Source organism: Streptobacillus notomytis, assembly GCF_001902585.1.
GTDB lineage: Bacteria > Fusobacteriota > Fusobacteriia > Fusobacteriales > Leptotrichiaceae > Streptobacillus > Streptobacillus notomytis.
Genome location: NZ_LKKV01000084.1, coordinates 1 through 17,813 on the forward strand (window position 1 = coordinate 1; position 17,813 = coordinate 17,813).

Sequence of the window (17,813 nt, forward strand, 5' to 3'; positions counted from 1 at the left end):
ACATCAATATTATAATAAACCAATTATAGGGATAATAGCAAATTCAATTTATAAGGTAAAAGATGATTTTAATTTAACATACAATGATCATGATGATATAAATGATAGTAAACTATGGGCTAAGTTATTAAGTATGTGTAGTAATAATGTATTATCAGATAATGAAAACTTTAGTTTATCTTTAAAAAGTAATGTTAATAATATATTTATAGGTTATGATTTAGATGAGAAGAATGTTATAGATAAAACATATAAATATGGTATATTTGGTAATATTGGTTTTGATAGAGTTGTTTCAGGTAAGGAAAATAAATTTGGAAATACAGATACTTTTGGACTAGGAATATATGGGACATTTAAAAATAAGCATTGGTATGTAGATAGTTGGTTAAATTATACATGTTTAAGAAATATAATAAGCATGAAAAATCCGTTAAATTATAGAAATGATGCATTGAAAGCATCGCTAGAAATTGGAACAAGAGGAGATATGTATATAGGTAATATGAGATTACATGCAAGTCTTTATGAACAACTTATATATAGCTATGTCACCAATTTTAATATGGAATCTGTAAAATATTTTGGGAATTCAAATTTAAGATCTAGGTTAGGAACAAATTTAACATTATTTACACAGTTTAAAAATTTAAATCCGTACTTGGAATTTAATTGGAATTATGATGTAAATTTATCAGGAGTTGAAATAGAAGGGAAAAAATATTACTATAATAATAGTAAGAATACATTTGAATTAAAATGTGGATTGAAAAATATAGATATCAGTAAGAAATTAAGTTTGTGGGCGAATATGATTTATCATTTTAATACAAATTCATATAAAGCAGGTGGAGTAGAAATAGGATTTTTATATAAAATTAGATAATTGAAATAAATTAATGAGAATTTCATTTAGAAATTCTCATTTTTTATAAAAAAAATACTAGATTTTTAATGTTAAGTATGATATACTAACTAAGTTAGCAAGATAAATTGCTATAAATTATAGGTCGAAGTACGCCTTATTTTTATGCATTTACAAGGTGCACACGAGGTAAAGGTGTACATGAAAAATTTAGAAATTGGAGGGAAGATATGCCTATTAAAAAATTAAAACCGATTACTAGTGGGACTCGGCATATGTCTATATTAGTAAATACAGAGTTAGACAAAGTTAGACCTGAAAAAACATTAGTTGAACCATTAAACTCATCATATGGGATTGACAACTATGGACACAGAACAGGAAGAAACAGACACAAAGGACACAAGAGATTATACAGAGTAATCGATTGGAAAAGAAACAAATTAGGAATACCTGCAACAGTTGCAAGTATAGAATACGACCCTAATAGAACAGCAAATATTGCTTTATTACATTATGTTGATGGAGAAAAAAGATACATTTTAGCTCCTAATGGATTAAAAAAAGGTGATATTGTAGTTGCAGGAGAAAATGCAGATATTAAACCAGGTAATGCATTAAAATTAAAAGATTTACCAGTAGGTACATTAATACACAATGTTGAATTAATACCTGGTAAAGGTGGACAACTTGCAAGATCAGCAGGAACTTCAGCAAGACTTGTTGCAAAAGAAGGAACATACTGCCATGTTGAATTACCTTCAGGAGAATTAAGATTAATTCACAAAGAATGTGTTGCAACAGTTGGTGTTATAGGAAATTCTGAACATTCATTAGTTTCTTTAGGAAAAGCTGGAAGAAATAGACATTTAGGTAGAAAACCACATGTAAGAGGATCAGTAATGAACCCAGTAGACCATCCACATGGAGGGGGAGAAGGAAGATCACCTATAGGAAGAAAAGCACCAGTTACTCCTTGGGGTAAACCTGCTTTAGGTAAGAAAACTAGAGGTAAGAAAAACTCAGATAAATTCATCGTAAGAAAAAGAAAAAAATAGATTGATGTTATAAAGTAAGGAGGAAAAAATGGCTCGTTCATTAAAAAAAGGACCTTTCGCTGATCAATATTTATTTAAAAAAATTGAAGCACAAGGATCAAATAAAGCGGTTATTAAAACATGGTCAAGAAGATCAACTATATTTCCACAATTTATAGGATATACGTTTGCGGTTTATAACGGTAAAAAGCATATACCTGTATACGTAACTGAGGAAATGGTTGGACATAAACTTGGAGAATTTGCTCCAACAAGAACTTATCATGGACACGGTAAAGACAAGAAAAAATAAAACTATATAAATAAAGAGTAATATCTTATAACTTTACATGAAAGGAGAAAACGCATGCCAGCAATAGCTAAATTACGTTATCAAAGATTAAGTCCTCAAAAAGCTAGATTAGTAGCTGATGTAATTAGAGGAAAAGATGCATTACTTGCATTAAACATTTTAAGATTCACAAATAAAAAAGCAGCTCCATTAATAGAGAAAACATTAAGATCTGCAATTGCAAATGCAGAACACAATTTAGGGTTAAATCTTGAAAACTTAATAGTTTCAAAAGTATTAATAGATAAAGGACCTGTATTAAAGAGAATGAACCCAAGAGCAATGGGAAGAGCAGATGTTATAAGAAAACCACTTGCACATATCACTGTTGAAGTGGACGTAAAATAAGAGTATATAAGGAGGTAAGTCTGTGGGACAAAAAGTAGATCCTAGAGGTATGAGAATCGGTATTGTTAAAACATGGGATTCAAAATGGTTTGCCAAAAAAGGAAAAGAATATTTAAATAATTTTCATGAAGATTTAAAAATAAGAGAATATATTAAGAAAAACTACTACCAAGCTGGAATTTCTTCGATAGCTATTGAAAGAGTTTCTGAAAATGAAATAACTATAATAGTTTCAACTGGGAAGGCGGCAGTATTAATTGGTAGAAAAGGTGCTGAAATAACAGCATTAAGAGCTAGATTAGAAAATATGACAGGGAAAAAAGTTTTTGTTAAAGCTTTAGAAATCAAAAACCCTAATAGAGATGCACAATTAGTAGCAGAAAGCATTGCAACAGCTATTGAAAAACGTGTGGCATACAAAAGAGCAGTACAACAAGCAATTCAAAGAGCTGAAAAAGCTGGAGTATTAGGAATTAAAGTAATGACTTCAGGAAGATTAAATGGAGCAGAAATAGCTAGAAGTGAATGGACTTTATCTGGTAGAGTACCATTACATACATTAAGAGCAGATGTTGATTATGCAACAGCAACAGCTCATACAACATATGGAGCATTAGGGATTAAAGTATGGATCTTTAATGGAGAAGTTTTACCTACTAAGAAGGAAGGGGGAACAAAATAGTGTTAATACCTAAGAGAACTAAATATAGAAAGCAATTTAGAGGAAGCATGGGTGGTATTGCAACTAAAGGGAATTATGTAGCATTCGGAGATTTCGGATTAGCTGCAAAAGAATTTGGTTGGATTACTTCAAGACAAATAGAAGCATGCCGTATTACAATAAATAGAACATTTAAAAGAGAAGGAAAAATCTGGATAAGAATTTTCCCTGACAAACCTTATACAAAAAGACCAGAAGGAACAAGAATGGGTAAAGGTAAAGGTAACGCTGAAGGTTGGGTAGCAGTTGTTAAAACTGGTAAAATAATGTTTGAAGTTGGTGGAGTATCTGAAGATAAAGCCAAAGAAGCATTAAGAAAAGCTGGACACAAACTACCTATCAAAGTTAAATTCGTAAGAAAAGAAGTAGGTGGTGATAAGTAATGACAGTTAAAGAAGTTAGAGATTTAGATTTAAATCAGTTAGAATCGCAAGTAAAAGAATTGAAACATGAATTGTTTAATTTAAAGTTACAAAAAACTCTTGGACAATTACAAAACACAGCACAAATAAGAAAAGTAAAAAGAGATATAGCTAGAATGAAAACAATCTTAACAGAAAAAACTGGAAAATAGGAGGATTCTCACGTGGAAAGAAACGAAAGAAAAGTCAGAGAAGGAATCGTAGTTTCTGATAAAATGGATAAAACAGTAGTAGTTGTTGAAAATACGATGAAACTGCATAAATTATATAAAAAGAGAGTAAAAACTTCTAAGAGATATAAAGCTCATGATGAGTTAAATGAATGTCGTGTAGGAGATAAAGTTAGAATAATGGAAACTAGACCTTTAAGTAAAGATAAAAACTGGAGAGTTGTTACTATCTTAGAAAAGGCAAAATAATTTAATATATAGTATTATTAAATGAGAGGAGGAACTATTAAATGGTTCAACAACAAAGTATACTTAACGTTGCTGATAATACAGGTGCTAAAAAAATTATGGTTATTAGAGTGTTAGGTGGATCAAGAAGAAGATTCGGTAGAATAGGAGACGTTGTTGTAGCATCTGTTAAAGAAGCTATACCTAATGGAAGTGTTAAAAAGGGAGACGTTGTAAAAGCAGTTATAGTTAGAACTAGAAAAGAAGTTAAAAGATTAGATGGTTCATATATAAAATTTGATGATAATGCAGGAGTTATCCTTAATGCATCAATGGAAATGAAAGGGACAAGAATTTTTGGACCTGTTGCAAGAGAATTAAGAGCTAAAAACTTTATGAAAATAGTATCACTTGCACCAGAAGTACTTTAGGAAGGAGGAATTTTTTGTGATTAAATCTAAAATAAAATCAGTTCCTAAAAAATTACATGTTAAAACTGGAGATACAGTTGTAGTAATTAGTGGAAGAAGTAATAATGACAAAAGAAGTAATAAATCTTCTCAAATGGGAGATAAAGGTAAAATAGGAAAAGTATTAAAAGTATTTCCTAAACTTGGGAAAATAGTAGTTGAAGGTGTAAACGTTAAGAAAAAACATTTAAAACCTAACGCTATGAACACACAAGGTGAGATTGTTGAAAGAGAAGTACCAATTTTCTCATCTAAAGTAATGTTATGGGATGAAAGCGTAAAAAGTGCTACAAGAGTAAGATATGAAATTAAAGATGGAAAAAAAGTTAGAATTTCAGTTAAATCAGGACAAGAAATATAAGGGAAGGAGGATACCTAAATGTCTACAAAATATATGCCTAGATTACAAAAAGCATACAAAGAAACTATGGTATCAGCATTAATGAAAGAATTAGGACTTTCTAACATTATGGAAGTACCTAAATTAGATAAAATAATAGTTAATATGGGACTTGGAGAAGCAGTGAACAATCCTAAGTTAATAGATACAGCAGTTAAAGAATTAGCACAAATTACAGGACAAAAATCAGTTGCAAGAAAAGCTAGAAAATCTGAAGCTGGATTTAAATTAAGAGAAGGTCAATTAATAGGTGCAAAAGTTACTTTAAGAAAAGAAAAAATGTATGAATTCTTAGATAGATTAGTAAGTGTTACTTTACCAAGAGTAAGAGACTTTGAAGGAGTTTCATCTCGTGGATTTGATGGAAGAGGTAATTACACTTTAGGATTAAAGGAACAAATTATCTTCCCAGAAATAGAAATTGATAAAGTTGATAAAGTGTTAGGAATGGGAATTACATTTGTAACAACTGCTAGAACAGATGAAGAAGGAAGAGCATTATTAAGAGCATTTGGAATGCCATTTGCAAAATAATAAGGAGGTGCAAAAGAATTTATGGCTAAAAAAGCAATGGTTCAAAAAAATCTAAAAATTGAAAAAACTATAGATAAATATGCAGCTAAAAGAGCTGAATTAAAAGCAAGAGCTAAACAAGGAGATAGAGAAGCACTAATTGAATTATCTAAATTACCTCGTAATGCATCACCTACAAGACATAGAAATAGATGTCAAGTAAATGGTAGACCAAGAGGATTTATGAGAGAATTTGGAATATCAAGAGTAATGTTTAGACAATTAGCCGGTGAAGGTGTAATACCTGGAATTAAAAAATCTAGCTGGTAATATTTGAGAGGAGGACAAACATGTATTTAACAGATCCTATTGCAGATATGTTAACAAGAATTAGAAATGCAAACATTGCAAAACATAACAAAGTTGCAATACCATTTTCTAAAATAAAAGAAAGTATCGCAAATATATTAAGAAATGAAGGATATATATCAGAATACGAAATTAAAGAAGAAGGAAGTATAAAAGATATAGTTATAACTTTAAAAACTGTTGATGGTGAACAAGTTATAAAAGGATTAAAAAGAATTTCTAAACCTGGAAGAAGAGTATACTCTTCAGTAGAAAACTTACCAAAAGTATTAGGTGGTTTAGGAATAGCTATCGTTACTACACCTAAAGGTGTTTTAACTGATAAAGAATGCAGAAAGCAAAGTGTTGGTGGAGAGGTTCTTTGTTACATTTGGTAATATAGCCTAAACACTTCTGGAAATTTACGCATATAAGGAGGAAAATAATGTCAAGAGTAGGTAAAAAACCTATTATTATACCAAAAGGTGTAGAAATTACAAATGAAGGCAATGTTTATACAGTAAAAGGACCTAAAGGAACTTTAACTAGAGAATTATCTTCAGAAATTAAAGTAAACATTGAAAATAATGAAATAACTTTTGAAAGACCAAATGACTTACCTAATATTAGAGCATTACATGGAACTACAAGAGCAAATGTTAATAACATGGTTGTTGGAGTTAGTGAAGGTTTCAAAATTAAATTAGAATTAGTTGGGGTTGGATACAGAGTAGCTGCAGCAGGTAAAGGAATTACAATGGCTTTAGGATATTCACATCCAGTTGATATAGCTCCAATTGAAGGTATTACTTTCACTGTAGAAGGAAATACTAAATTAACTGTAGAAGGAATTGACAAACAATTAGTTGGTCAAGTAGCATCAGATATAAGATCTAAGAGAGCACCAGAACCATATAAAGGTAAAGGGGTTAAATATGCTGATGAGAAGATAAGAAGAAAAGAAGGTAAGAAAGGATAGGAGGTAGTTTAAATGATTAAAAAAGTAGATAGAAACTTAGCAAGAGTTAGAAAACATAAAAGTATAAGAGCTAAAATCAGTGGAACACCTGAAAGACCTAGACTTACTGTTTATAGAAGTTTAACTAACATCTTCGCACAATTAATAGATGATACAACAGGAAATACATTAATTTCAGCTTCAACTATTGAAAAAGGAAATAAAGTAGAGCATGGATCAAATGTAGAAGCTGCAAAATTAATAGGTAAAAGATTAGCTGAAAAAGCTAAAGCTGCTGGAATTACTAAGGTAGTATTTGATAGAAGTGGATACATCTATACTGGAAGAGTAAAAGCATTAGCAGACGCTGCAAGAGAAGCAGGATTAGAATTCTAATAGGATAGGAGGATTTATTTTGGCAAAAGAAGTTAAAACTAACGAATACAAAGAAAAACTTTTAAGAATTAGTAGAGTTTCTAAAACTGTTAAAGGGGGAAGAAGAATTTCATTCTCAGTACTAGCAGCAGTTGGAGACGAAAACGGAAAAGTTGGAATAGGATTAGGAAAAGCAAATGGAGTACCTGAAGCAATTAGAAAAGCTATTGCAGGTGCTAAAAAAAGTATGATAACAGTTTCATTAAAAGGTGGAACTTTACCACATGAACAAATTGGTAAATTTAATGCTACATCAGTTTTATTAAAACCAGCATCAAAAGGTACTGGGGTTATCGCTGGGTCAGCAACTAGAGAAATTTTAGAATTAGTAGGTGTTACTGACGTATTAACTAAGATTAGAGGATCTAAAAATAAAGATAATGTTGCAAGAGCTACATTAGATGGATTAAAGAAATTAAGATCAATTGAAAAAGTTGCTAAACTTAGAGGGAAAACTGTAGAAGAAATTTTAGGATAAGGCTAGGAGGATAGATTAATGACTAAAGTAAATATAACACTTGTAAAAGGAATTAATGGAAGAAAGCCTAACCATATCGCAACAATTAAATCTTTAGGTTTAAGAAAAATTGGTCAAACAGTTGAACACAATTTGACTGCGGATATAGAAGGTAAAATTAAATTAGTTTCTTATTTAGTTAAAGTAGAGGAGGTTTAGATTAATGAATCTTAATGAATTAAGACCTGCCGAAGGATCAAAAAAAGATAGAAAGAGAATCGGTAGAGGACATGGAACTGGTTGGGGTAAAACTGCTGGTAAAGGTCATAATGGACAAAAACAAAGATCAGGTACATATGTGTCAGCTTCGTTTGAAGGAGGGCAAATGCCTTTAATCAGAAGAGTTCCTAAAAAAGGATTCTCAAATTCTGCATTCCAAAAAGACATAATAGTAGTAAACTTAAAAGATATAGTAGATAAATTTAATGATGGAGAAGAAGTAACTTTAGAAACATTATTAGAAAGAAGAGTAGTAAAAAATGCTAACTTCATTACTAAAGAAGATGGAGAAAGAAATTACACTTCATTATTAAAAATTATTGGAAACTATGAATTAGAAAAAGCTTTAAAAGTTAAAGCACATAGAGTATCTAAAGGTGCTAAAGAAGCAATTGAAAAATTCAATGGAACAGTTGAATTATTAGAAATCAAATCATTTGCAAATGTAGCAGGAAATGCTAAAGAAGTTAAGGGAGAGTAAGTTTAACTTACTTTTTTCCTTTTTACTTAAAATTATAGAATAGAGGTGATTTCTTTGACATTTAAAGAAGCAATAGTAGGTAGATTTCAAGCTATGATAAAAACACGTGAGCTTAGAAAAAGAGTATTGTTTACTTTAGGTTGTTTTTTAGTTGCTAGAATTGGTGTACATATTCCAGTTCCAGGAATTAATATGGAATTATTTAGAGAGTTTACTGGTGCAAGTAGTTTAGCTCAATTTTTAAACCTGTTTACAGGTGGAGCTGTTCAAAGAGCCTCAATATTCTCACTTGGAATAACTCCATATATTAATGCCTCAATAGTATTTCAAATTTTGGGTGTTTTATGGCCTAGAATAGAAGAAATGCAAAAAGAAGGTGGAAAAGAAGCAGAGAAAGTTACACAATGGACTAGATATTTAACTATATGTACGACATTATTTCAATCGACTGGACTTGCTTTATTACTACAATCTAATAATTTAGTTAGAGAACCTGGAATGACATTCATATTAACTACAGTTGTATTAATAACAGGAGGAACTGCATTCTTAATGTGGTTATCTGAAAGAATATCTATAAAAGGTATAGGAAATGGAACTTCAATGTTAATTTTCTTAGGAATAGTTTCTAATTTACCTCAAGTAGTTAGAAGTACAATAACACAATTAACTACATCAGATAAAGGAACTATACTTGGATATACTTCATTAATGTTATTTATATTAATTATAGTAATAATGGTATTTATACAACTTGGAGAAAGAAGAATACCTATACAATATGTTGGTAAATCAAGTAGGGGTGTTGGAAATTCACAAGCTACTGTTGTGGGTAGAAAAACATATCTTCCTATTAAAATTAATACAGCAGGAGTAATGCCAATAATATTTGCATCAATGATTATGGCTGTACCTTCAGCTATAATACCACTTATTAAAGATCAAGCAAAACAAGCATATTTATTAAATCTATTTGGACCAAAAGGATGGGCATATTTAACATTAAGTGCAGTGTTAATTATTTTATTCTCATTCTTTTATACTGCTATAGTATTTGATCCAGAAAAAATTGCAGATAGCTTAAAACAAAGTGGAGGAAGTATACCATTAAGAAGAGCAGGGAAAGAAACATCTGATTTCTTAGAATATGTTGCAACAAGAATTACATTTGGTACAGCAATATTCTTAGCTATACTTGGTATATTACCAAATATATGGTTTGGATATGTATTAAATATTCCTGTGATGTTAGGTGGAACAAGCTTATTAATATTAGTTGGGGTAGCAGTAGAATTAATACAAAATATTGATTCTCACATGGCAACACAAAAATACAAAGGATTTAGTAATATTAGAAGAAGAAGATAATAATCTTCTTCTTTTTAAATTAAAAAGGGCAATAACGCCCTTTATTCATACTTTTTAATTATCCATCTTTTCTTACCTTTTTTACTATCTTCTAGTTCTTCATACACTAAATATTTACCATATTTTCTTATAGTTAATATATTCATATGCTTTACTTCTCTATTTTTTTCCTTGCACATTTCATAATCTATTTGAACTAGTCCAGCTTCTATTAACTGAGTTGCCTTATTTCTTGATAAATTAGTAATATCGCTTATGAAATTATCTAATCTATTAGAACTAATATTAATTTTGATATCTTTAAAATTATATGAAAAATCATTCTTTTCACTTATTTTTATAACACATTCATTTTTTCCTATGGATTTAAGGTTATTTAATATGAAATCTAATACTTTATTAGAGATTAGTATGTATCCTATATTATCTTCTACAAATATATCTCCTATCATTTCTCTTTTAATATTTAATCCCATAATAGCTCCAAGAAAGTCCTTATGAGTATACTTTTTAAACTTATTATTAACTTTAATCTCAATTACGGAATATTCAAATTCTGGAATGTTGGGAGTAAAACAAATTTGACGTCTATCATAACCTTTCATATATGTATATATATTATCATAACTATTATTTAATTTCTTATAAATATTAGGAGTAACAAATATATCAGTAGATACACTAATTTGGTATTCTAAAGCCATAGAAAGTGAATTAAAAACTTTTATAGCCATTTCATTATTCCCAATTTTTTTTAAAAATTCTTCTTTATTTAAATTCATAATTATTATTAATGGCACTATATTACCATAAATATTCTCCTTTTAATATATATTATTGAATTATATCATAAATAATAGACTTTGAAAAGTATAGTAAAATATGTTAAGATATATGAGAGGTGATTAAAATGATAAAATATTTTAGCTATATCTTTTTACTATTTACAGCAATTTCGTGTACATCACTAGATGCGTATTTAAAAGAAAAAAATTTAATTACACAAAATGATCATATTAAATATGTAGAAATTAAAGAGAAAAAAGAAGAAATAAAAACTGAACTCGAATCTGAACCTGAAATTAAAACAGAAGAAGTTGAAGAGAAAAAGCAAGAAGTTAAAGCTACTATAATAACTTCGGCAAAAAGTGAAAAAGAAATAAAATCAAGTATTATTAAATCAGATCATCTTGTAAAAGATCAGAAAATTATGAATGAGGGAATTAAAAAAGTAACAAAACCAGTTACAGAAGTAGAAAAAGAGAATACGGAAGTTATAGTAAATTTTGATGAAACAGATCTTAAAATAGTTAAATTTATAGCTGAACAAGTAGTTGAAAATGAAGAGCAGGTTAAAAGAAAAACTATAGAAAGTATACAAAAATTAGAAAGTAAGGGGTATAAATATTCAGCTAGAGAGTTTTTAGCTAAGGCATATGATAATATTAAAAAAACTAATGTTAATTCATATATACTTGCAGCAGCTAGAGTGATGAATAGTATAGAAAGAGATGGGAAATAATGAGAATAGATAAATTTTTAAAGATTACAAGAGTTGTAAAAAGAAGAACAATTGCAAATGAACTTTGTGATTCTGGAAATGTATCTGTTAATGGAGATGTTAAAAAAGCCCTGTATTCTGTTAAAGAGGGGGATAGGATAGATATAAAGTATTATAATAGAAATTTTGTAGTTAATGTATTAAAATTACCACCTGAATCATTAAGAAAAGAAGATATAGATAAGTATATTAAGATAGAAGAAATTAAGAGATAAAAAATAGTTAGAATTACAAAAAATAGAATTTATATTTATAAATTCTATTTTTATTTTATCTTATATTAAATTTTATACTATTGTTATTAAATATATTTAGTTCATATATTAATTTATTATCATATACAAGTGTTACAGTATCTTTGTTTTTTTGAAATTCTTTAAACATATTAACTACTATTGTTTTTGCTTCAATTTCGTCAATATCACCATCAGATATTTGTATTAGTAAAGAAATGATTTCTGAAATATCTTCTAAATTTTTTTTCTTAACATTTGAAAAGTTAAAAACTAATTGAGTTACCTCAAAATCGTTATATTGTATTATGAAATATGATTCAGTATATCCGAAAATTTGGGAATAAAAATATATGTTTGAGTCTAGTTCTCTATTTACAAACTTACTTATATCATATTTAGTTGGTTCAAATTTTTTGTTAAACTCTTCTATAACATCATCTAGTAGCATATTTTTAAATATTTTCTTATTTACATTTTCTATTTCTATAGAAATATTATTATTTTGTTTAATGGTTACGTATTTATTGAATAAAAATATAGCACCAAAAAGTATTAAAATAGACAAAATAAATCTAAGTTTATTATTCAAAATATCACCTCTTTATTTATTTTAACATTTTAATATTTTTTATTCAATAATATGTATAAAAAATATATTTTAAATTAAGGTATAAATTCTTAAAAAGCTAGTAAAAATCAATAAAATATGATATAATTTAAATAATAAAAAATAGATTAAAATGGAGGAATTATGTCAGAAAAAAAATATGGTGGAGAAAGCATTACAGTATTAGAGGGATTAGATGCTGTAAGGGTTAGACCAGGAATGTACATAGGGACAACTTCTTCAAGAGGATTACATCATTTAGTATGGGAAATAGTAGATAATAGTATAGATGAAGCTCTTGCAGGAGTATGTGATACTATTACAGTTAGAATGCTTCCAGATTCAGAAATAGAAATAATAGATAATGGTAGGGGTATACCTACAGAAATTCATAAATCAGGTAAATCAACACTTGAAGTAGTAATGACAGTACTTCATGCTGGAGGGAAATTTGATAATTCAAACTATCAGTTTTCAGGAGGACTTCATGGAGTCGGTATATCTGTAGTTAATGCTTTATCTGAAAGATTAGAGGCAACAGTTACTAGAGATGGTAAAATCGTTAGACAAATATTTTCAAAAGGGAATCCAATTACAGAAGCTTTAGAAATAGGTAAAGCTCCAGATAAGGAACATGGAACTACAATTAAATTTAAACCAGATGCAGATATATTTGAGACTATACAATTTGATTATGATATTCTTCAAAGAAGACTTAAAGAACTTGCATATTTAAATCAGGGTATAAAAATAATATTAATAGATTCAAGAAAACCAGAAAAAGTTAAGGAAGAAGTATTTCACTTTGAAGGTGGAATAGTTGATTTTGTTACAGAACTTGTAGGAGAAGATAAAATCATTGAAGATGTAATATATATGAAAGATAGGGTAATGCTTACAGAAGGTGAAGTAGATGATGAGGGAAATCCTATACCTGATAAATATTCAGAGGTAGAGATAGCTATGATATATAAGAACTCACAATCTACAATAGAATATTCTTTTGTTAATAATATTAATACATCAGATGGTGGAACACATGTTTCTGGACTTAGAACAGCTTTAACTAGAACTATTAATGATTTAGCTAGGGAAGCTAGTAGTAAAAATGAATTTAAGGGTGAGGATGTAAGAGAAGGTTTAGTTTATGTATTAAGTTTAAAATTCCCTGAGCCACAGTTTGAATCACAGACTAAGGCTAAACTTGGTTCATCTGAAGCAACAAGTATAGTTTCAGGGGTATTTGGAAGTAAACTTAAGATGTATTTAGAAGATCATCCTAAAGATTGTAAAATTATTATAGATAAAATAGCTATATCTAAGCAAGCAAGAGAAGCAGCGAAAAGAGCAAGAGATCTTGTAACTAAGAAAAATGAATTTAGTTTAGGTGGACTTCCTGGTAAACTTGCAGATTGTCAATCAAAAAATCCGGAAGAATCTGAGATATTTATAGTAGAGGGAGATTCAGCTGGTGGTTCTGCAAAACAGGGTAGATTTAAAGAATACCAAGCAATACTTCCATTGCGTGGTAAGATACTTAATGTTGAGAAAGCTAATGAGCATAAAATATTAGAAAATTCAGAAATCAAGGCTATGATTACAGCTTTTGGTGCAGGATTTGGAGATAGATTTGATATAGAGAAGTTAAGATATCATAAGATAATAATAATGACAGATGCCGATGTAGATGGAGCTCATATTAGAACACTTATGCTTACATTCTTCTATAGATATCTAAGAGAATTGATTAATAATGGGCATATATATATAGCTCAACCACCTTTATATAAAGTTACAACTAAGAGTGGGAAAAAAGAACAAGTTAAATATGCATATTCTGATGAACAATTAAAGAGTATAACTAGGGTGCTTGATGAAAAATTAGGTGTAGATAATAGTGGAAAAAATAAATATAATGTTCAAAGATATAAAGGGCTTGGAGAAATGAATCCTGATCAATTAAAAGAAACAACTATGGATCCAGATGTTAGAACTTTATTAAAAGTTACACTAGAGGATGCACAATATGCAGATAAAATGTTTTCAATATTAATGGGAGATAAAGTAGAACCAAGAAGAGAATTTATTGAAGAACATGCAAATTACGTAAGAAACTTAGATATATAGGGAGGTTGTTATGTCAGATTTATTTGATAATGAAGATGAAATAAAAGAAGAAGATATAGATTCAACGCTAGATCAAGATAGCCAGAGTGCTATAGAAGAGATTATGAAAAAAACAGAAATGTCTAATGAAGAATTAATTTATATAGAAGATGAGATTAAAGCATCATATTTAGATTATTCTATGAGTGTTATAGTATCAAGGGCACTTCCAGATGTAAGAGATGGTTTAAAACCTGTACATAGAAGAATACTTTATGCTATGGATGAATTAAAAATGAGTCATAATAGTCCATATAAAAAGTCTGCAAGACTAGTTGGGGAAGTATTAGGTAAATACCACCCACATGGAGATAGTGCAGTATATAATTCTATGGTTAGAATGGCACAAGATTTTAATACTAGATATATGTTAGTAGATGGTCATGGAAACTTTGGTTCTATAGATGGAGATAGTGCAGCGGCAATGAGATATACTGAGGCAAGAATGTCTAAAATTGCTGAAGAAATGTTAATAGATATTAATAAGGACACTATAGATTGGAGAAAAAACTTTGATGAAAGTTTAGATGAACCAACAGTACTTCCTGCAAAATTACCTAATTTACTTTTAAATGGAACTACAGGTATTGCAGTAGGGATGGCAACTAATATCCCACCTCATAACTTGGGAGAATTATCAGATGGTATAATTGCATTAATAGATAATAAGGATATTAGTATAGATGAATTAATTACTCATATTAAAGGTCCTGATTTTCCAACAGGAGGTATAATATATGGAAAATCTGGGATATACTCAGCCTATAAAACAGGTAGAGGTAAGGTAAGAGTAAGTGCTAAAACAGAGATAATAACTGATAAAAAAGGTAGACAAAGTATAGTAATTACAGAACTTCCTTATCAGGTTAATAAGGCAAATTTAATTAAAAGAATAGGTGAGCTTGTTAAAGATAAGATAATAGTTGGAATATCTGATTTAGCAGATCTTTCAAACTTAGAGGGTATAAGAATAGTTATAGATATTAAAAAAGGAGAAGAGGCAGAAATAGTACTTAATAAGTTACTTAAATTCACTGACCTTCAAACAACTTTTGGTATCATAATGCTTGCACTTGTTAATAATGCACCTAAAATATTAAATTTAAAAGAAATTTTAGAAAAATATTTAGAACATAGATATGATGTTATTACAAGAAAAACTATATTTGATTTAAATAAAGCTAAAGATAGAGCACATATTTTAGAAGGATTAAGAAAAGCTTTAGATTATATAGATGGAATTATTTCAACTATTAGAGGAAGTAAAACAAGAGCTTTAGCTAAAGAATCATTAATAGAAAAATTTGGATTTACTGAAATACAAGCAGAAGCTATTTTAGATATGAGATTGCATAGATTAACAGGGCTTGCAAGAGAAGAAATAGATGCAGAATACAATAAATTAATGCTATTTATCACAGATCTTGAGGATATACTTGCAAAGGATGAAAGAAAATATACAATAATTAAAGAAGAAGTATTAGAGTTAAAACAAAAATATGGAGATCCTAGAAGAACTTCTATAGAAAATGATAGATATGAGATTAATATAGAAGATTTAATTAAAAATGAAGATGTAATAGTAACTATAACTAAGAGAGGATATGCTAAGCGTATGTCACTTGATAGTTATAAGGCACAAAAAAGAGGTGGGAAAGGAGTGTCTAACACTACAACCATTGAAGATGATGTGCTAAAAGATCTATTTACAGCTAAAACTTTAGATACCTTAATGGTATTTAGTGATAAAGGTAAGGTATATTCTATTAAAGTTTATGAAATACCTGAGGTAAGTAAACAGGCTAGAGGTAAATTAATAGGAAATATTATAGAACTTGATGAAAATGAAAAAATTTCAGTAATAATACCAGTAGATGAAATAGAAAATGACAATAGGGATTTAATATTCATAACAAGAAATGGTATAGCTAAAAAGACTAAGATCTCTGAATTTAAAACAATAAATAGAAACGGTAAAATAGCAATTTCATTTAAAGATGATGAAGATGAAGTTAAATTTGTTGGAATAACATCTGGAAGTGAAAAAGATGAGATATTTATATCAACTAAAGGTGGAATGGCTGTAAGATTTAAAGAAGAAGATATACGTTCTATGGGTAGAACAGCAGCAGGAGTAAGAGCTATTAAGTTAAATTCTAATGATGAAGTAGTATCAGCAGATGTAATATATACAGATAATAATGTAGATGAAATGAGTGTATTAAGTGTTACATCACTTGGTATAGGGAAAAAAACATTGCTTTCAGAATATAATATTATTAAAAGAGGGGGAAAAGGAGTTAAAAACTACAATCTTGAAAGAAGAAGTAAGGAAGAAAGCGAACATCATTATGTAGTATATTCAACTATAATAGATCCAAGTGATGAAAATTCAGAAAACATGGAACTTGTTGCAATATCAACTACAGGAACAGTAATACGTATTAAAATTAAAGATCTTCCAGTAGTTGGAAGAAATAGTAAAGGTGTAAAAATACAATCTCTTAAATACAAAGAATATTTAGTTTCAGCTGATAGAGTTGCTGCTGAAAATTCTGAGGAAGAGGAAATAGTTGAAGAATAGGAGTGGTATAATTATGAAAAGATTCTTGTTTTTACTTACAAATGAGGCAGAGATTAACGAGTTTTTAAAATTATCTAAATCTTTAGATGAGAAATATCCACATATAGAAAAAGATGTAGTGTACATTAAAGATATCAGAAAATATGATATCTTCCCATTAACTATACAAGGAATGGGGGTAAGTGCTAATACAAACCTATTGATAGAAGACTATTTAAAACTTGAAGATGATGTATTTGATAAATACAAAGAAAAAATATCTAAAGGTAATTTCAGGAAAATATATTCATTAGATGGTGAAATAGTAGAAGTAGCTATGGAAGAATTAAAAGCTTATGATTTATTAGTAGTTTGTAGGACGGAAAATGGAACTATAAGTGATAATTTACATTCTTTACTTAAACAACATTACAAACCTATGTTGATACTTTCAATAACAGATAGAGAATATTCATTTGATAAAGTACTTATGTTAAATGATGGTGGATTTATGGTAAATAGAACAGTATATGATTACTTTAGTACATTTGGTGTACAAGATATAGATGTTTTAAGAGTAAATGTTGAAGATAAGAATAGATTAACTGAAAGGTTTGGATCTAAATGTAATATTATAGATAAAACTGGAGATGAAGTTTCTATAATATTATCAGAGGTACCTAAATATGACCTAATTTTAATGGGAGTTTTAAAATATTCAATAATATTTGAAAGATTAACAGGTCAGGTTGGATTAAAAGTATTTGAAAAAACTGAAACCCCTATATATATGGGTTAATGAAAATACTAAAAATAAGGGAGGAAATA

General features: G+C 28.8%; 26 protein-coding genes. 24 read left to right on the plus strand and 2 right to left on the minus strand.

The window, feature by feature from the left end; genetic code table 11:
- From BUE91_RS04250 to secY, 19 genes are all read left to right on the plus strand, one after another.
- On the plus strand, nucleotides 1-886 hold an 886-nt coding region (locus tag BUE91_RS04250; protein WP_143605204.1), incomplete at its 5' end, for an autotransporter domain-containing protein.
- 209 nt (nucleotides 887-1,095) lie between these two features.
- Nucleotides 1,096-1,923, plus strand: coding sequence for a 50S ribosomal protein L2 (gene rplB / locus BUE91_RS04255; protein ID WP_066899172.1), 828 nt, complete (start codon nucleotides 1,096-1,098; stop codon nucleotides 1,921-1,923).
- A gap of 28 nt (nucleotides 1,924-1,951) precedes the next feature.
- On the plus strand, nucleotides 1,952-2,215 hold the full coding sequence (gene rpsS, locus BUE91_RS04260) for a 30S ribosomal protein S19 (protein WP_012859280.1): 264 nt from the start codon (nucleotides 1,952-1,954) through the stop codon (nucleotides 2,213-2,215).
- Between the two features lie 54 nt (nucleotides 2,216-2,269).
- Nucleotides 2,270-2,602: a 50S ribosomal protein L22 gene (gene rplV / locus BUE91_RS04265; protein ID WP_073508060.1), complete on the plus strand. Its 333-nt coding sequence runs from the start codon at nucleotides 2,270-2,272 to the stop codon at nucleotides 2,600-2,602.
- Nucleotides 2,603-2,624: 22 nt separating this feature from the next.
- Complete coding sequence (rpsC, locus tag BUE91_RS04270) at nucleotides 2,625-3,284, plus strand: 30S ribosomal protein S3 (RefSeq protein ID WP_066899168.1); 660 nt, start codon at nucleotides 2,625-2,627, stop codon at nucleotides 3,282-3,284.
- Nucleotides 3,284-3,706, plus strand: a complete 423-nt coding sequence (gene rplP / locus BUE91_RS04275) for a 50S ribosomal protein L16 (protein WP_066899166.1) — start codon at nucleotides 3,284-3,286, stop codon at nucleotides 3,704-3,706. Before rpsC ends, rplP begins: the two co-directional genes overlap by 1 nt.
- Nucleotides 3,706-3,897, plus strand: coding sequence for a 50S ribosomal protein L29 (gene rpmC / locus BUE91_RS04280; protein WP_012859276.1), 192 nt, complete (start codon nucleotides 3,706-3,708; stop codon nucleotides 3,895-3,897). Before rplP ends, rpmC begins: the two co-directional genes overlap by 1 nt.
- 12 nt (nucleotides 3,898-3,909) lie before the next feature.
- Nucleotides 3,910-4,164, plus strand: coding sequence for a 30S ribosomal protein S17 (rpsQ, locus tag BUE91_RS04285; protein ID WP_012859275.1), 255 nt, complete (start codon nucleotides 3,910-3,912; stop codon nucleotides 4,162-4,164).
- A gap of 41 nt (nucleotides 4,165-4,205) precedes the next feature.
- Nucleotides 4,206-4,574 (plus strand): 50S ribosomal protein L14, encoded by a 369-nt coding sequence (rplN, locus tag BUE91_RS04290; protein WP_012859274.1) that lies wholly within the window; start codon nucleotides 4,206-4,208, stop codon nucleotides 4,572-4,574.
- A 16-nt stretch (nucleotides 4,575-4,590) separates the two neighbouring features.
- Nucleotides 4,591-4,974, plus strand: a complete 384-nt coding sequence (gene rplX, locus BUE91_RS04295) for a 50S ribosomal protein L24 (RefSeq protein ID WP_066899164.1) — start codon at nucleotides 4,591-4,593, stop codon at nucleotides 4,972-4,974.
- A gap of 18 nt (nucleotides 4,975-4,992) precedes the next feature.
- The gene (rplE, locus tag BUE91_RS04300) at nucleotides 4,993-5,547 is read left to right on the plus strand and encodes a 50S ribosomal protein L5 (protein WP_073508061.1); all 555 of its coding nucleotides are present in this window, start codon (nucleotides 4,993-4,995) and stop codon (nucleotides 5,545-5,547) included.
- A 21-nt stretch (nucleotides 5,548-5,568) separates the two neighbouring features.
- Nucleotides 5,569-5,856 carry a 30S ribosomal protein S14 gene (gene rpsN, locus BUE91_RS04305; RefSeq protein WP_066899160.1) on the plus strand — a complete coding sequence of 96 codons (288 nt, stop codon included), beginning with the start codon at nucleotides 5,569-5,571 and terminating at the stop codon, nucleotides 5,854-5,856.
- Between the two features lie 20 nt (nucleotides 5,857-5,876).
- Complete coding sequence (gene rpsH / locus BUE91_RS04310) at nucleotides 5,877-6,272, plus strand: 30S ribosomal protein S8 (RefSeq protein WP_066899158.1); 396 nt, start codon at nucleotides 5,877-5,879, stop codon at nucleotides 6,270-6,272.
- Between the two features lie 47 nt (nucleotides 6,273-6,319).
- Complete coding sequence (rplF, locus tag BUE91_RS04315) at nucleotides 6,320-6,853, plus strand: 50S ribosomal protein L6 (protein WP_073508062.1); 534 nt, start codon at nucleotides 6,320-6,322, stop codon at nucleotides 6,851-6,853.
- 12 nt (nucleotides 6,854-6,865) lie between these two features.
- On the plus strand, nucleotides 6,866-7,228 hold the full coding sequence (rplR, locus tag BUE91_RS04320) for a 50S ribosomal protein L18 (RefSeq protein ID WP_066899154.1): 363 nt from the start codon (nucleotides 6,866-6,868) through the stop codon (nucleotides 7,226-7,228).
- A 19-nt stretch (nucleotides 7,229-7,247) separates the two neighbouring features.
- A complete protein-coding gene (gene rpsE, locus BUE91_RS04325) occupies nucleotides 7,248-7,745 on the plus strand; it encodes a 30S ribosomal protein S5 (protein ID WP_066899152.1) in 498 nt (165 codons plus the stop codon).
- A gap of 18 nt (nucleotides 7,746-7,763) precedes the next feature.
- Complete coding sequence (rpmD, locus tag BUE91_RS04330; RefSeq protein WP_012859266.1) at nucleotides 7,764-7,943, plus strand: 50S ribosomal protein L30; 180 nt, start codon at nucleotides 7,764-7,766, stop codon at nucleotides 7,941-7,943.
- A 4-nt stretch (nucleotides 7,944-7,947) separates the two neighbouring features.
- Nucleotides 7,948-8,484: a 50S ribosomal protein L15 gene (gene rplO / locus BUE91_RS04335; protein ID WP_073508063.1), complete on the plus strand. Its 537-nt coding sequence runs from the start codon at nucleotides 7,948-7,950 to the stop codon at nucleotides 8,482-8,484.
- A gap of 54 nt (nucleotides 8,485-8,538) precedes the next feature.
- A complete protein-coding gene (gene secY / locus BUE91_RS04340) occupies nucleotides 8,539-9,852 on the plus strand; it encodes a preprotein translocase subunit SecY (protein ID WP_083573771.1) in 1,314 nt (437 codons plus the stop codon).
- Nucleotides 9,853-9,893: 41 nt separating this feature from the next.
- On the opposite strand, the gene BUE91_RS04345 is transcribed toward secY, so the two are convergent.
- Nucleotides 9,894-10,652, minus strand: coding sequence for a YlmH/Sll1252 family protein (locus tag BUE91_RS04345; protein ID WP_073508064.1), 759 nt, complete (start codon nucleotides 10,650-10,652; stop codon nucleotides 9,894-9,896).
- A 110-nt stretch (nucleotides 10,653-10,762) separates the two neighbouring features.
- On the opposite strand from BUE91_RS04345, the gene BUE91_RS07135 reads away from it, so the two are divergent.
- A complete protein-coding gene (locus BUE91_RS07135; protein WP_073508065.1) occupies nucleotides 10,763-11,374 on the plus strand; it encodes a hypothetical protein in 612 nt (203 codons plus the stop codon).
- A complete protein-coding gene (locus BUE91_RS04355; protein WP_073508066.1) occupies nucleotides 11,374-11,628 on the plus strand; it encodes an RNA-binding S4 domain-containing protein in 255 nt (84 codons plus the stop codon). Before BUE91_RS07135 ends, BUE91_RS04355 begins: the two co-directional genes overlap by 1 nt.
- A 55-nt stretch (nucleotides 11,629-11,683) precedes the next feature.
- Here BUE91_RS04355 and BUE91_RS04360 read toward each other — a convergent pair whose 3' ends face one another.
- Complete coding sequence (locus BUE91_RS04360) at nucleotides 11,684-12,238, minus strand: hypothetical protein (protein ID WP_073508067.1); 555 nt, start codon at nucleotides 12,236-12,238, stop codon at nucleotides 11,684-11,686.
- Nucleotides 12,239-12,400: 162 nt separating this feature from the next.
- On the opposite strand from BUE91_RS04360, the gene gyrB reads away from it, so the two are divergent.
- The 3 genes from gyrB (at nucleotide 12,401) to BUE91_RS04375 (ending at nucleotide 17,784) form a co-directional block, all read left to right on the plus strand.
- Nucleotides 12,401-14,383: a DNA topoisomerase (ATP-hydrolyzing) subunit B gene (gene gyrB, locus BUE91_RS04365; protein ID WP_066899137.1), complete on the plus strand. Its 1,983-nt coding sequence runs from the start codon at nucleotides 12,401-12,403 to the stop codon at nucleotides 14,381-14,383.
- A gap of 118 nt (nucleotides 14,384-14,501) precedes the next feature.
- On the plus strand, nucleotides 14,502-17,006 hold the full coding sequence (gyrA, locus tag BUE91_RS04370; protein WP_073508078.1) for a DNA gyrase subunit A: 2,505 nt from the start codon (nucleotides 14,502-14,504) through the stop codon (nucleotides 17,004-17,006).
- Nucleotides 17,007-17,019: 13 nt separating this feature from the next.
- Nucleotides 17,020-17,784, plus strand: a complete 765-nt coding sequence (locus tag BUE91_RS04375) for a GntR family transcriptional regulator (RefSeq protein WP_143605210.1) — start codon at nucleotides 17,020-17,022, stop codon at nucleotides 17,782-17,784.
- Nucleotides 17,785-17,813 lie beyond the last annotated feature (29 nt).

Coding starts and splice junctions, on each gene's coding strand:
- rplV (WP_073508060.1), top strand. CDS start 2,270: ATGCCAGCAATAGCTAAATTACGTTATCAAAGATTAAGTCCTCAAAAA.
- rpmD (WP_012859266.1), top strand. CDS start 7,764: ATGACTAAAGTAAATATAACACTTGTAAAAGGAATTAATGGAAGAAAG.
- rplF (WP_073508062.1), top strand. CDS start 6,320: ATGTCAAGAGTAGGTAAAAAACCTATTATTATACCAAAAGGTGTAGAA.
- BUE91_RS07135 (WP_073508065.1), top strand. CDS start 10,763: ATGATAAAATATTTTAGCTATATCTTTTTACTATTTACAGCAATTTCG.
- rpsH (WP_066899158.1), top strand. CDS start 5,877: ATGTATTTAACAGATCCTATTGCAGATATGTTAACAAGAATTAGAAAT.
- gyrB (WP_066899137.1), top strand. CDS start 12,401: ATGTCAGAAAAAAAATATGGTGGAGAAAGCATTACAGTATTAGAGGGA.
- rplE (WP_073508061.1), top strand. CDS start 4,993: ATGTCTACAAAATATATGCCTAGATTACAAAAAGCATACAAAGAAACT.
- rplR (WP_066899154.1), top strand. CDS start 6,866: ATGATTAAAAAAGTAGATAGAAACTTAGCAAGAGTTAGAAAACATAAA.
- BUE91_RS04355 (WP_073508066.1), top strand. CDS start 11,374: ATGAGAATAGATAAATTTTTAAAGATTACAAGAGTTGTAAAAAGAAGA.
- BUE91_RS04375 (WP_143605210.1), top strand. CDS start 17,020: ATGAAAAGATTCTTGTTTTTACTTACAAATGAGGCAGAGATTAACGAG.
- rpsS (WP_012859280.1), top strand. CDS start 1,952: ATGGCTCGTTCATTAAAAAAAGGACCTTTCGCTGATCAATATTTATTT.
- rpmC (WP_012859276.1), top strand. CDS start 3,706: ATGACAGTTAAAGAAGTTAGAGATTTAGATTTAAATCAGTTAGAATCG.
- gyrA (WP_073508078.1), top strand. CDS start 14,502: ATGTCTAATGAAGAATTAATTTATATAGAAGATGAGATTAAAGCATCA.
- rplN (WP_012859274.1), top strand. CDS start 4,206: ATGGTTCAACAACAAAGTATACTTAACGTTGCTGATAATACAGGTGCT.
- rplO (WP_073508063.1), top strand. CDS start 7,948: ATGAATCTTAATGAATTAAGACCTGCCGAAGGATCAAAAAAAGATAGA.
- rpsN (WP_066899160.1), top strand. CDS start 5,569: ATGGCTAAAAAAGCAATGGTTCAAAAAAATCTAAAAATTGAAAAAACT.
- rplB (WP_066899172.1), top strand. CDS start 1,096: ATGCCTATTAAAAAATTAAAACCGATTACTAGTGGGACTCGGCATATG.